The organism is Photorhabdus noenieputensis (genome assembly GCF_018448935.1).
GTDB classification, from domain to species: Bacteria; Pseudomonadota; Gammaproteobacteria; order Enterobacterales; family Enterobacteriaceae; genus Photorhabdus; species Photorhabdus noenieputensis.
Map to the genome: position 1 here is coordinate 60,137 of NZ_RCWC01000005.1, position 13,711 is coordinate 73,847.

The following is a 13,711-nucleotide window of genomic DNA, read 5'->3' on the forward strand; positions in this document are numbered from 1 at the left end:
GCTTAAAAAGCTCATACAACAATACTTACTATTTTAGCAAAGTTAAATATTTTACCAAAATAATATCTAAATCAAACTTCTTATACATATTCTCTGTAATCACAGGAGGTTCATCGTAGACAAACTTTATTTTCTCTGCAAGCGAATCAACTGTCAGCTCTGATTTATATTTTTCCAATTCACCAACCATAATTTCATTAACGCCACCAGGACACATCGTGCTAACAATTGGCGTATCGCAAATCAATGATTCAATCAGTACGTTACCTAATCCCTCGCTATCAGAACTCAAGACCACGGCTTTAGCTCCACGGATAACAGGTAATGGGTTTTCAAGGAATCCCGTTAAAATAACTTTAGACTGTAAGTTTAAATCCACAATCTTCTGCTTTATCTGTTGAGTAATAGCCTCATCTCCGTGGCCAACAATCAATAACTTACACGGAATATCTGCTTTCGCAAACGCTTCTAATAAACGATCATGACGCTTAACCCGGTGAAATCTACCAACATGTAATAAATAGGTTTCATCCGAATAAGGGTTATTTTGCAGAGATTTTTCTTTAATATCTGAGATATTGAAAGGATTATAAATCGTCACCGTTTCATTAGGCGTAAGTAACAAATTATTTTTTAAATCTTTCCCTACAGCATCAGATACGCAAATTAAATTCCGGTTATTATATGTCCACTTGATTTTTTGTTTCTTGACCCAGCGAGATAATCCCGTTTTATTACCAAGATATGAGCTAGAGAATACACCATGAATACAAAACCATACATTTAACCCCGCTAACACTTTTGATTGCACGACAATGCGATCAGTCTTATGCAAGTTTGAGACAATTAATGCAGGAATTCCCTTGCGAAGAAAAACTTTTTCTAAAACCTTATCCATAGATTTAGCCCTACGGCAAATCTCAGTCTGTCTCCTAAAAGGCCCTTTGTACCTATCAGCATCAATGATCAGTTCAACACCATCAGGTACTGAATATTCACATTTCTCTGCCAAAGAGAGCAGCGTAACATCATATCCTCTCTGTTGCAGACCATCACAAAGCCGGATAGTGACATTTTCTGCACCGCCACCAGGTAATCCATCAATGATAAATAATATATGTCCTTTCATGATGAGAGCACTCTTTCATATAATCCAATGAGCTGTTGTGATAAATGTTCCGGTGTATAACCAAGTATTCCCGTTCTCGCTAATTCTGACATTTTATTATTCAAATGATTTGAAGGCGTATTCTGAATCGCTTCCGTAATATCTGATATAGCCAGAGCATCACATACAAACCCGTTATTCCCAGAGTTAATAAATTCAGCGCCACCACATGTCGTACTGGTTATTACCGGAAGCCCGCAAGCCATTGCCTCCAGTATCACATTCGGGAATGGATCATATAAGGTCGGTAGCAACAAGCCATCTGCAAGCTGATAAAAAGGCAGTGTTCTTTTCTGAACCCCCATAAACCTAATTCGTTCGTTACATCCCAGTGAATTGGCTAACTGCTTATATTTTTTTTCTTCTTTATCTTGTCCCACAACGATTAAATAGGCATCAGTCGCACTCACTGCTTGAATCGCTGCTTTTAATCCCTTTCGCTCAAACCCCGAACCAACATAAACTAAACATTTAGCCTGAACAGGAAGGTTATGTTCTTTCCTTAATTCTATTCTCTGAGATTCCGTTGCCGGAAAAAATTGTTTATTGTCTATCGAATTATAAATAACCGATATTTTTTCCTCAGAAAGCCCAAAATCTGTCATGACCTCCCTTTTTACCATTTCCGAGTTACAAATAACCCTTTTTAACTCTGGTGCCGAATACATCTTTTGCTCAGCATCCATCACATAACGATGGTAACGACTCGTAAAAAGCAATTTGCTTCGCCAAGGAGATAAAACACGCGCACGCTGCTGTAGCCAGCGCTGATGAACACCATCACCCGCACGATAAATATCGCAACCAGCAATACGTTCATGACTTTGAACAAGATCAAATTGCTCTTTTTCCCATATTATTTTAGCAGCTTTGGCAAATCCTCTCTCACGGCTGATGCGCCCCCATTTATGAGGATTTGCTAAATGCACATGCCAATCAGGATTAATGTCTCCCTGCCAGGAGCGCGTAATAACGTTAAGCTCCAGATTTTCATTCCCTAAAGCTTCTAAGGCGCGGGAGACAAAACGTTCTGCACCACCATCCGGACGATATTTCTGCCGAACAATCGCAAGACGTACTAATTTCATAATAAATTTCTCCGGGCGGCAGCAATAACCATATCACTGGGAATGACATTCAGATAACGTATATCCGTTTTAGTATCAACATCATCAGGATCAGGTAAATCACCATAATCACCAGCCCAAACAACTTCACCTTTCGCTTCCCACGGACGCCAGAATACTAACTTTGATGGCCCAAATAAAGCGATAACCGGTGTTTTCAACGCAGCGGCCATATGCATAGCAACAGAATCCATCCCTATGAATAAATTAGCCCCCTCAATCAGCACTGCAAGTTGCGGTAAAGTTAACTGGCCCGCAAAAGAAACGACTCTTTCTTTTGGGCAGCTTGATAAAATCTTCTCCACCATCTCCTCCTCTTTACGATCTGGCCCGGAGGTAACAACAATTGTCCAGCCATCAGACTGCAATGCACTGATCGTTTCACTCATCTTTTTTTCATCCCAACATTTAAAAAGCCAGCGAGATGTTGGTTGCACAACAATATATTTTTGATTCACACCACGCTTATCAAGAAGCGCTAAAACAATCTCTTTATCCTCCTGGCGGTAACTCATCGTCACTTTAGTGTTGATCAACGGAAGATTTAACAGCGAAAGAGCTGACAAATTCTGCTCAACAATATGCAAAAACTGGCTATGCTCTGTCGGAACAAGATTTGTGAAACATTTTTTCCAAAACAGGCTTCGTCGTTTTACTAAATCGAACCCAATACGCACTTTTGCGCCAGTAAATCGTGCCACAAATGCACTATACCATTGATCAGCAAGATTAATAACCAAGTCGTATTGACGATATCTTAATCGTCTAAGCAATCTCCATTCATGACCAAGATGTGCTTTGGTTCCTTGTTTTTTCCATTGTCTATCTATAGAAAATAGATTATCCACGGAAGAAAAATCAGCCAATATTGGTTCGGTTTCTTTATAGAGTAAAACATCAATTTCCACCTCAGAATAATTATCCTTAAGGGTATTAATAACTGGTGTAATTAATAATACATCACCATGATGTCGTAACTTTATTATCAGAATACGGTTAAATTGAGTTTGTAATTTACTCATTGCATTCCCAGTATAAAGATACAGATATAAAGAAAAAGCTGCCGCGACCATATGCAGAAGCTGCAAAAAATCTGTACTACTTTCACTTAATAGAAGCACGATCTTACTCAAAGATCCTAATTTACCTTTCTAATTCTGTTCAGATTCTAGAAGCCATACGCATTTTCATACTTTCTTTGAAGCAATGTGATACTATTGGCGCTAATTTATGTAAATGAATTTGATAGAATGTTACTGCGTTTATATCAGGTACTTCTCTACCTTATCCAACCTCTGATTTGGTTGCGTTTATTGCTCCGCAGTCGCCAAGCCCCTGCTTACCGTCAGCGCTGGGGTGAACGCTACGGTTTTTGTGCTGGTAAAGTTGCCGCTGGAGGCATCCTGCTCCATTCCGTTTCCGTTGGTGAGACGTTGGCCGCAATCCCTTTAGTCAGAGCCTTGCGCCATCACTACCCTTTTTTACCAATTACCGTGACAACGATGACGCCAACAGGCTCAGAAAGAGTGCTTTCTGCTCTGGGAAATGATGTTAATCACGTCTATTTGCCATACGATCTTCCCGGCTCTATGGAGCGCTTCCTCAATCAAGTTAATCCAAAGTTAGTCATTATTATGGAAACAGAACTTTGGCCTAATCTGATTTTCCAACTTCACCAACGTAACATTCCTCTGGTCATTGCTAATGCCCGTTTGTCTGCACGTTCCGCTGCGGGATACCAAAAGGTAGGGAATTTCGTAAAAACAATTTTGCGCAGCATTACCTTGATTGCCGCTCAGAATCCGGAAGATGGCGAACGCTTTATTGAACTGGGTTTAAAACGCTCTCAACTGACTATTACCGGCAGTTTGAAATTCGATATCTCAGTAACGCCTGAATTGGCCGCTAAAGCAGTGACATTACGACGCCAATGGGCTGCTCGCCGACCGGTCTGGATAGCCACCAGCACCCATGATGGGGAAGAGAGTATTATTCTGGACGCTCATTGCAAGTTACTGAAACAGTGTCCAAGTCTGCTACTGATCTTAGTTCCTCGTCATCCTGAACGTTTTATTAAAGCTGAAGAGTTAACCAAGAAAGCTGGACTCAGCTATATTCTTCGCAGTTCTGATAAAATCCCTGACGCCAATATTCAGGTTGTTATCGGCGATACGATGGGTGAACTGATGCTGCTCTATGGTATTGCCGATCTGGCCTTTGTTGGCGGCAGCCTAGTTGAACGTGGCGGCCACAATCCACTAGAAGCGGCAGCCCATGCTATTCCGGTGCTAATGGGCCCACATACCTTTAACTTTAAGGATATTTGCGCCAAGCTGAATCAGGCTAATGGTCTGATTACCGTTACGGACAGCCACTCTTTGTTCACCGAGATCAACAGTTTACTGACTGACGAAGATTATCGCCTATATTATGGTCGCCATGCAGCAGAAGTGCTGCATGAAAATCAGGGCGCTCTTCAACGTCTGCTTAAACTGCTGGAACCCTATCTCCCACCTCGGAGCCACTGAATGAGTGACAAAAAACGTCTTTCCGTTGTCATGATCGCCAAGAATTCAGCGGATCTGATAGCAGATTGTCTGGCCTCAGTCCATTGGGCTGATGAAATCATCGTGCTCGATTCTGGTAGTTCAGACAATACTTGCCAGATAGCACAGGCAATGGGCGCAAAAGTATTTTCCAACACAAAATGGCCCGGGTTTGGTCGTCAGCGTCAGCTAGCTCAGCAATATGCCTCTGGCAATTATATTTTCATGATCGATACTGATGAACGTGTAACACCAGAACTCAGAGCATCCATAGAGCAAGTGCTAGCACATGCTGATAACAGCAAAGTCTACAGTTGCGCCCGCCGGAATCTGTTTCTTGGCCGTTTCATGAAACACAGCGGCTGGTACCCGGATCGCGTCATCCGCCTCTATGCCCGTGACCGTTATCAATACAATAACAATCAGGTTCATGAATCCCTTGAAACCAATGGTTCTCCGGTTGTTACTCTGCAAGGGGATTTACTCCATCTTACTTGCCGTGATCTGATGGAATTTCAGAGAAAACAACTAAATTATGCTAAAGCTTGGGCAGAACAGCGCTATGAACAAGGTAAACAGTGCAGTTATTTCTCAATTTTCAGTCACACTTTTGGGGCTTTTTTTAAAACCTGGCTGTTGCGAGCCGGCTTTCTTGATGGTAAACAAGGGTTAGTACTGGCTATTGTCAATGCTCAATATACGTTTAATAAGTACGTCGCGTTGTGGGAAAAGAGACAACAGAAGGGTAAAAATTGATGAAAACTAAAGCCATTTATCCCGGAACATTTGATCCTGTTACCTACGGTCATATTGATATCGTCACCCGAGCTGCGGATATGTTTGACCACATTCTACTTGCTATCGCCAATAGTGCCAGAAAGAATCCTATGTTTACTCTGGATGAGCGCATTACCCTGGCAAAAGAGGTGACCTCACATCTGGATAATGTAGAAGTGGTAGGTTTCTGTGAATTGATGGCTAATTTCGCTAAAAAACAACAGGCCACTATCCTTATCCGTGGCCTTCGTTCAGTATCTGATTTTGAGTATGAATGGCAGCTTGCCAATATGAACCGCCACTTTATGCCCGAATTAGAGAGCGTTTTTCTGCTGCCATCACAAAATCTCTCGTTTGTCTCTTCATCCTTGATTAAAGATGTCGCTCTCCACGATGGCGATATCTCATCATTCCTACCAGAACCTGTCGCCCAAGCCATGCTAAAAAAACTGGGCAAGTAATTTACTCCATTCACTGGAGGCGGCACAAAGCAGGATATTCCCTATGCAACGCCTCCCCGAACTATCCAATATCAACTAATACTGACAGTGACGGCAAAAGAAAGTACTGCGCTGCCCAAGCTTAATACTCTCTATTTTTTCACCACAAATTCGGCATGGCTCTCCTGCTCTGCCATAAACAAACAACTCCTGAGCAAAATAGCCCGGTTTACCATCAGATTGCAGGAAATCCCTGAGTGTCGTACCACCCTGCTCAATAGATCGTTGTAGAACCTTCTTAATCGTTTCTGCCAATAAATTGGCTTCACGCTCAGTTAAAGTATGCGCGGGACGATCAGGCTGAATACGAGCAGTAAATAACGCTTCATTCGCATAGATATTTCCGACTCCAACAACTAATTTGTTATCCATTAACCAAGGCTTAATCAAGGTTTTTTTCTTACTTGATCGGGTGTAAAGATAAGAACCATTAAAATCATCAGAAAGCGGCTCCGGCCCTAAATGAGCCAATACCGAACACCGCTCAAGGTCATTACTCCATAACCACGCACCAAATCGTCTGGGATCGGTATAACGCAAAACCTTACCATCTGCCATCACTAAATCCACATGATCGTGTTTCTCCGCTGGGCGCTCCTCTGGCAAGATACGCAAGCTACCCGACATTCCCAAATGGACAATCATCCAACCATTTGCCAGTTCAATCAGCAAATATTTGGCCCGGCGTTGAATGCTAAGCACAAGCTGGTCACTCAACTTCATTATTTCTTCCGCCACCGGCCAACGTAACCGACCATTCCTGACTACCGCATACTGGATCACATTCCCTACCAGATGTGGCTCTATTCCCCTCCGGCTGGTTTCTACTTCTGGTAGTTCTGGCATGGTAATAACTCCTAACGATGTATATTGTTTCAACTCTATTGCATCTAAGCAGATTAAGATAATCTTTTCATGTATTATTTCCAACCAAACTCAACAGAAACGAAAGCAGATTGATGAATATGTTTAATATTAAAAGTCGTGATAAAAGATCATTATGGAATCTATCCATCATTGGGATTTATATAGCCCTTGTTTATCTGCCCGATATAACGAGATATAAAAACCTAGTTATCGCTCTTATTGGCATTACAGCACTAACCTACCTGGTGACAGATTTTCGTCAAGTGATGCGCTCCATGAGTAATTCTCTGTTTCTATCCATTCTGTTATTCATTTTAGCCATGTTCTATTCAGTGGCGATTTCCGTCGATCCGGCATTGAGTTTTAAGGATATGAATAAACCTATCTTAAATGGACTATTATTGTTCAGTTTTACTTTTCCTGTTGTCTTGTACAAAGAAAACAAAGAAAGTATTGCCAAGATGATCCTGTTCTCATTTGCCATTGGTATGCTGGCAATATGCCTCACTGATATTGGTAAATACATTATTAACTACAATAAAGGTGAAATGCCTTTTACTGATTTCAATCACCGAGAATTTTCTTACGGTTTTATTTTCTATTTTCCCATCTTGCTTTGTACTTGGGCATTGTGGAAGAAACATACCTTAGTGAGTTGGCTGATACTGGCTGTTGCTTCCGCTATCAGTCTGTTTTTATTATTAGGTACCTTAGCTCGTGGCGCTTGGGTCGCCGTTGCCGTCATCACTGCTTTTATCATCATCATTAATCGGGAATGGAAACTGACCATAATAGCGAGTTTAATCCTTAGTTTTTCAGTTGTACTTTCTCACACCACGATCATAGCTAATGAAAATACTAAATTATTATTTTGGAAGCTTACTCAAACTGATAGCAGCCATCGTTATAAAAATGGCACACAGGGTGCTGCTTTTGAGTTGATCCAAGAAAACCCGATTAAAGGCTACGGTTTTGGCAATAAAGTCTATCACAAGGTCTACAATGAACGAGCTGCTGACTATCCAGACTGGATATATCGCACATCCATCGGCCCCCATAATATCTTTCTGGCACTCTGGTTTGCCGGTGGAATCATTGGTTTGCTTACCACTCTACTGATGACCTTCTCAGCACTGTACACAGGTAGCCAAATTATTAGACGTAACAATGGCGTAATAAAGCAAGCCAGTATTATTCTACTGACAGGATTTATCGGATTATTTATCGTCCGAGGAGCCTTTGAAAATACCTATATCAATGAAATAGGTATTCTATTCGGCCTGATGATCGCGCTATACCAGCAGAAAAACGATTAACCAGGCATCTCCCCTATACTATCAAACCGATTATTATGCAGAAATATCCTTTGATATTGTCTGCATAATAAGCTTCGCTCGCTGCTCCCAATTAAAACGTTCTGTCACCAACATTTTCGCATAACTGACTTGTGACTTAACTTTTTCTGGATTATCCCTCAGTAACTGAATTTGTTGAGCAAAACTCTCCGCGTTTTCACTGTCAGCAAAACTGACCGCGTTTTCATCAGCTACATCACGAATCGAAGGAAAATCGGAGATAACCACAGGCTTATCCATCGCCATATATTCAAATAGTTTCAGTGGCGAAGTATAGCGACTGCCAATGCTAGTTTTAGTTAATGGCAACAGACAAATATCATTATCTGCAATTATCTGAAAACGTAACTTAGGTTGAATAAACCCAAGAAAATTGATTTTATCGCCAACCCCCATTTGCTGAGCAATCTGTCGTAATTGCTGAATTTGCTCTGGTTCACCACCAGCAATATTCAATATTGCATTTTCAAGGTAAGCCATCGCTTTAATCGCCGTAGGAACACCTTTCCAACGATGCAAGCTGCCCAAATAAAGGATCTGGGTTGGTAATTCACCGTCGTCTGGTGCATGATTATCTAATGACATCGATTCGACTGCCAGCATATCCACACCATCTGGCGCAACAACTATTGGCGTGCTGACATTATATTCACTAATAATATCATCACTGAGTAACGACGTGAGAACGAAAATAATCCTGGACTGACGATAAACAAAGTGTTCGATTTCTCTCAGTTTTTGATATTTACGCTGATTTTTGTTTTTACTTAAATCATGCGATTCTTTAAACGACTGGGCAAAAATCTCATGACTCTCAAAAAACAGCGGAATTTCTGGATGTTCACATAATAAATACTTTGCCATTTTCAGATTACGGGTGAAAACGGCATCTACCCCATTTCTCTTCAACCAATGGGAAACCTGGAAATAGAACATTTTTTGGGTATTGAATGGGAAATACCATTTACGCCGAATATTGCGTAAAGATATCAGCTTAGCTGATGGTGATAATGAACGTCCCAGTATCTCTTCTGCGGTATTTTTACCTTCCGGTGTAACCAGATATACGTTAGCTACTTGGCGAGCAAACGCATCAACATTCTGCAAAATTTGCAATGATGCTACCCGATAATCAGGAACCGGATAGGGATCAATATAGGCAATCTTCATTATTTATCGCTTTCAGTAAACGATTTGCTGAATGCTCCCAGGTATACACTGTTTCAATCCGCTGGCGAGCTGCTTTTCCCATTTCTTCCCTCCTGTCTGGTTGAAACAATAAAAAATTAACCGCATCGGCAATTGCTGAAACATCCCCTGGCGTGACCAAAATACCCGAATTATTTTCGTTACCGACAACTTCAGGTATGCCTCCGATATAACTAGCAATGACTGGTCTGCCACACGCCATCGCTTCCGCAATCGTAATCCCAAACGCTTCGTCACCAATACTTGGGAAAATCCCCGCGTCACCAGCAGCATAATATTCAGGCAACTGATCATGTCCTACAGGTGGATGGAAGATGACCTGTTTTTCCAACTGTAGTTCTGCAACCCGCTTTTCCAAGCGTTTCAGATCTTCACCGGACCCGATAATCAGTAATTTAACATCTTTATCCTGTAGCTGAGCCATTGCATCAATAGCCACATGCATGCCTTTCCAGCCAACCAACCGCCCGGCAAAGGTCAGCAAAAATGTTTTATCACTGATCCCAAGACGAGTTCTGACAGAAGAGTCTATCGGCTTGAATTTATTAATATCAACACCATTGTAAATCACCTTCGGAAATTGTTTAAAATGGTGTTGAATCTGCCAGGCATTAAAATGGCTGCATGCCACCCAAGCTGAAATTCGCTTACTCAGTTTTCTGTCACCTCTGAAAAAACTGGTGCCACCGCTCATATAGCAAAATTTAGTGCGGCTCTCTTTTGGCATCATTCGAGGCCAGAAAAAATCAAATGGCTTCGTCAGAATAACCCAGTCAAAATCTTCAGCAATAACTGTATCGCGAGCATGGCGAGCAAATGAGTAGCGTTCAATAATACGTTGAAAACGGCGACCAATATTAATCACCTTCTCTCTGGGAATGAATGGAAAAGTATGAACCTGGATTACTCTTCCATTGAGTTCCGGCTGGACATCACCCTTCCCGCCAAAAATATGGATCTCATGCCCGGCATCAGTCAACGCTTTCGCAAGTTCCCAGACTGCCGTCTGAATACCACCGTAAGACATAGTTACAGTGACATCAACCAAACCTATTTTCATCTTTTCTTCCTGACGACGTAGTTTCTAGTAACTTTTGCGTTGCCTGCCAAACTTGTTCAACAGATATTGCAGACATCGGGTCTTTGCGGGTGGCTTGCATATAGTGAACCGGATGTTCAATAACCGCCAAATGTGAATGCTGTTGAGGCGCTAAAAAGCAGCCTGGGTGAAAACTATGATACATAGCAACCATCGGAATACCCAATGCACCGGCTAAGTGTGTTGGCCCGGTATCAACACCAACATACAAATCAAGTTGACTCATTATTGCTGCATTATGTCGCATTGTTAGTCTGCCAACCAATGAAGTACACTTTTCAGCCCCTAATCTTTTTGCCAGTGACTGTGCAGCAATTTTACCGTCAGTACTGCCTAATAACATAATATGCGACTGGGGATAACGGCTATAAATGTGTTGCGCTAATTGGTAAAAATGTTCAACCGGCCAATCACGATAAGCTTTTGCCGGGAAACTTTGTAACTGAAAACCAATCAGGAGTTTATTCTCTAAATGATACTGCCGCATGAAACCATCGGCAAAATGTAACTCCTTTTCACTAACACAATAATTCAACCGCCAGTCACTTACCTCAACATCTACCGCACCAGCAAGCATGGCCCGTTCCTGTTGAGCTGGCATTAACACCTTTGGCTTTTCCACAGTCAACCAACCAGATTGCAACGCAGACTTATCTGAAAACGAAACTGTTAAGCGCGATTTACGCTTTGCGTACTGCAATAAAGGTTTATCGTCACTATATACTAAAGCCAGATCATAATGTTTACGGGTAAACCAACCACACCATTTTGCCTTACCTTTCGAAAAAGCAGTCAATTTATTGATATCATTTATATTTTCAAGGATCTGTTTCGTCCTTTTATGAGCCATAACATCAATATTCGCACCAGGCCATTTCTGTTTTAAAGCACGAATCACCGGCGTTACCAGTAAGGTATCACCAAAACGTGCTATAACAATGACCAGAATATTCTTGATCTGCATAAGACAATTATCTAATTAATCTGCTATAAAATTCAACAAAATATACAAAAAACCATTTTGCATACAATTGATTGCAACAGAGTGATTTAACGAATAATCAACCTTAAAGTGATTTTATATCAATAAGTTGATATTACCCAAAACCATAAGCCAAAGAATCAGGACCAGAATAAATCTTAAAAAATGTTAATGTTTTTTACCTTTAATGCTGTGAAAAAAGATATTTTCCATTTTATCCAACATATTATCCATGCCAAATAAAGCAATCGCCCGCTTTAATGAAGAATGACTAAATTGCAAGCGCAGTTCATTATTATGAATCAACAAATCTAAACTTTTCGTCAATAACGCTGTATTTCTGGGTTCCACGATATAGCCCGTTTCACCATCAACGACCGCTTCGGCAATTGCACCAACGGAGGTTGATACAACAGGTATCCCACACGCCATTGCTTGCATAATGCCTTGTGGCACGCCTTCATTGCCAAAAGAAGGTAATGCAAATAAATCCATCGCATTCAAACAATCAGGAACATCCTGACGGTTCCCTAAAAAAATAACGCTGTTTGACAAACCCTCTCGCTTTACTAATGGTTCCAATGATTTACGTTGTGGCCCATCACCAACAAATAAAAGTTGCCAATCAGGATATTTCTGGTGCAGAACTTTCCAGCTTTCTAACAGATAACGATGCCCTTTCCAGGTTCTCATGGTCGCAACGACACCTAACGTCGGTTTATCTTGAATCCCAATCCGCTGACGGCAAACTTTCTTATCTTCCGGTCGAAAACGATCTAAATCGATGCCGGTAGGCACTGATGTCATATGCTGTAATGGATAACGATTATTAGCATGCAGATGTTGGCGTAGTTTTTCACCGGTAGTCACAATATGTCGGCATGCTCTCAGATACAACCAACGGGTTGATATTGAATTAGAAACATGGGTAGAAACATGCCTGGTTCTGACTATTGGCGGCATATGCCTTAACGTTGTGCAAGCCGCAGCAACCAACCATGCATCTGTCGAGCTATGTGTATTAATCACGTCAAATTGACGGCCTTCTTTTTTCAGCCAATGACGCATAGCACGAAAGCAGGACAACCGCTTTTTCTCAATAGGCAGAGCTACTGCTGGTACACCATAAGATTTTGCTTCACGGTAGATATTCGAACCAGGACAACAGACAATAACTACCTTGTGTCCACGTCTTATCATTCCTTGGGATTCCGTCAGAATACGTATTTCCTGACCACCCCAACCACAAGAAGATTCCGTATGTAAAATATTTAGTTTTTCTTTAGCCATTTCGGTTTCATATCCAGCCTACCGGAAGGCGTTAGTATAGCGAAACAACATCTTACGTCTACGAATAACAGGATATATATGAAATGCAGAGAAGAATCAGTGAATATCTGTTAAAACTCTTCAGACAACAAAAAACCCGACCTAAGCCGGGTTTTTATCAAATCAACCAAAATCTTATTTAATCTTGGCTTCTTTATACATAACATGCTGACGAACAACTGGATCAAATTTTTTCATTTCCAGTTTCTCAGGCATAGTACGCTTGTTCTTCGTAGTGGTATAGAAGTGACCAGTACCAGCCGAAGAAACTAGCTTAATTTTATCGCGAATACCTTTAGCCATTTTTCAGCTCCTTAGTACTTCTCACCGCGGGTACGAAGCTCAGCCAAAACTGCATCGATACCCTTCTTATCAATCACACGCATACCTTTAACAGATACACGCAGAGTCACAAAGCGCTTCTCGGACTCAACCCAGAAACGGTGGGAATGCAGGTTAGGCAGAAAACGACGCTTAGTCGCATTCAGTGCATGAGAGCGGTTATTACCACTCATCGGGCGTTTGCCAGTAACTTGGCAGACTCGGGACATGTCTATTCTCCAAAAATCAAATCAGCTCGAGCTTTGTATTGGGTATGGCCGCCTCGTCAGGCTTAGGAGCCCATCTCAGCAAATTCTACTGAAAAGACTCACATTTACTCAGAAAATGTGCTGAGATAGGCTCTTCTCGCCAAACCAAAGATCCTCAAAGGTGGCGTAGTATACGCCCTCAATCGCTGACGCTCAAGTCCC

At 41.6% G+C, this 13,711-nt stretch carries 14 protein-coding genes; 4 read left to right on the forward strand and 10 right to left on the reverse strand.

What is annotated here, in order from left to right; genetic code table 11:
- Positions 1-28 precede the first annotated feature (28 nt).
- The 3 genes from EAE91_RS05685 to rfaQ are packed head-to-tail and all read right to left on the reverse strand — an operon-like array spanning position 29 to position 3,317.
- The gene (locus EAE91_RS05685) at positions 29-1,129 is read right to left on the reverse strand and encodes a glycosyltransferase (RefSeq protein ID WP_214087638.1); all 1,101 of its coding nucleotides are present in this window, start codon (positions 1,127-1,129) and stop codon (positions 29-31) included.
- Positions 1,126-2,256, reverse strand: coding sequence for a glycosyltransferase family 4 protein (locus EAE91_RS05690; RefSeq protein ID WP_214087639.1), 1,131 nt, complete (start codon positions 2,254-2,256; stop codon positions 1,126-1,128). Before EAE91_RS05690 ends, EAE91_RS05685 begins: the two co-directional genes overlap by 4 nt.
- On the reverse strand, positions 2,253-3,317 hold the full coding sequence (gene rfaQ / locus EAE91_RS05695; RefSeq protein WP_214087640.1) for a putative lipopolysaccharide heptosyltransferase III: 1,065 nt from the start codon (positions 3,315-3,317) through the stop codon (positions 2,253-2,255). The genes EAE91_RS05690 and rfaQ overlap by 4 nt, the downstream gene beginning before the upstream one ends.
- 228 nt (positions 3,318-3,545) lie before the next feature.
- On the opposite strand from rfaQ, the gene waaA reads away from it, so the two are divergent.
- Genes waaA through coaD form a run of 3 tightly spaced genes read left to right on the forward strand, consistent with a single transcriptional unit; the run spans position 3,546 to position 6,079 of the window.
- Positions 3,546-4,823 (forward strand): lipid IV(A) 3-deoxy-D-manno-octulosonic acid transferase, encoded by a 1,278-nt coding sequence (gene waaA, locus EAE91_RS05700; protein ID WP_049584951.1) that lies wholly within the window; start codon positions 3,546-3,548, stop codon positions 4,821-4,823.
- Positions 4,824-5,597, forward strand: a complete 774-nt coding sequence (locus EAE91_RS05705) for a glycosyltransferase family 2 protein (protein ID WP_214087641.1) — start codon at positions 4,824-4,826, stop codon at positions 5,595-5,597.
- Positions 5,597-6,079 (forward strand): pantetheine-phosphate adenylyltransferase, encoded by a 483-nt coding sequence (gene coaD, locus EAE91_RS05710; RefSeq protein WP_214087642.1) that lies wholly within the window; start codon positions 5,597-5,599, stop codon positions 6,077-6,079. The genes EAE91_RS05705 and coaD overlap by 1 nt, the downstream gene beginning before the upstream one ends.
- Before the next feature lie 75 nt (positions 6,080-6,154).
- Here coaD and mutM read toward each other — a convergent pair whose 3' ends face one another.
- A complete protein-coding gene (gene mutM, locus EAE91_RS05715) occupies positions 6,155-6,964 on the reverse strand; it encodes a bifunctional DNA-formamidopyrimidine glycosylase/DNA-(apurinic or apyrimidinic site) lyase (RefSeq protein WP_214087643.1) in 810 nt (269 codons plus the stop codon).
- 119 nt (positions 6,965-7,083) lie between these two features.
- Here mutM and rfaL point away from each other — a divergent pair, with 119 nt between their 5' ends.
- On the forward strand, positions 7,084-8,301 hold the full coding sequence (rfaL, locus tag EAE91_RS05720) for an O-antigen ligase RfaL (protein ID WP_244868686.1): 1,218 nt from the start codon (positions 7,084-7,086) through the stop codon (positions 8,299-8,301).
- Between the two features lie 33 nt (positions 8,302-8,334).
- Here rfaL and EAE91_RS05725 read toward each other — a convergent pair whose 3' ends face one another.
- The 6 genes from EAE91_RS05725 to rpmB all read right to left on the reverse strand — a co-directional run bounded on the left by EAE91_RS05725 (position 8,335) and on the right by rpmB (position 13,510).
- Positions 8,335-9,510: a glycosyltransferase family 4 protein gene (locus tag EAE91_RS05725; protein WP_214087645.1), complete on the reverse strand. Its 1,176-nt coding sequence runs from the start codon at positions 9,508-9,510 to the stop codon at positions 8,335-8,337.
- Positions 9,491-10,609, reverse strand: a complete 1,119-nt coding sequence (locus EAE91_RS05730) for a glycosyltransferase family 4 protein (RefSeq protein WP_214087646.1) — start codon at positions 10,607-10,609, stop codon at positions 9,491-9,493. The genes EAE91_RS05725 and EAE91_RS05730 overlap by 20 nt, the downstream gene beginning before the upstream one ends.
- Positions 10,590-11,612, reverse strand: coding sequence for a glycosyltransferase family 9 protein (locus EAE91_RS05735; protein WP_214087647.1), 1,023 nt, complete (start codon positions 11,610-11,612; stop codon positions 10,590-10,592). Before EAE91_RS05735 ends, EAE91_RS05730 begins: the two co-directional genes overlap by 20 nt.
- 186 nt (positions 11,613-11,798) lie before the next feature.
- Entirely contained in the window at positions 11,799-12,920 is a 1,122-nt protein-coding gene (locus EAE91_RS05740) for a glycosyltransferase family 4 protein (protein ID WP_214087648.1), read from the reverse strand.
- Positions 12,921-13,094: 174 nt separating this feature from the next.
- Entirely contained in the window at positions 13,095-13,262 is a 168-nt protein-coding gene (gene rpmG, locus EAE91_RS05745) for a 50S ribosomal protein L33 (protein WP_010847629.1), read from the reverse strand.
- An 11-nt stretch (positions 13,263-13,273) separates the two neighbouring features.
- A complete protein-coding gene (rpmB, locus tag EAE91_RS05750) occupies positions 13,274-13,510 on the reverse strand; it encodes a 50S ribosomal protein L28 (protein WP_011148921.1) in 237 nt (78 codons plus the stop codon).
- Positions 13,511-13,711: the final 201 nt, after the last annotated feature.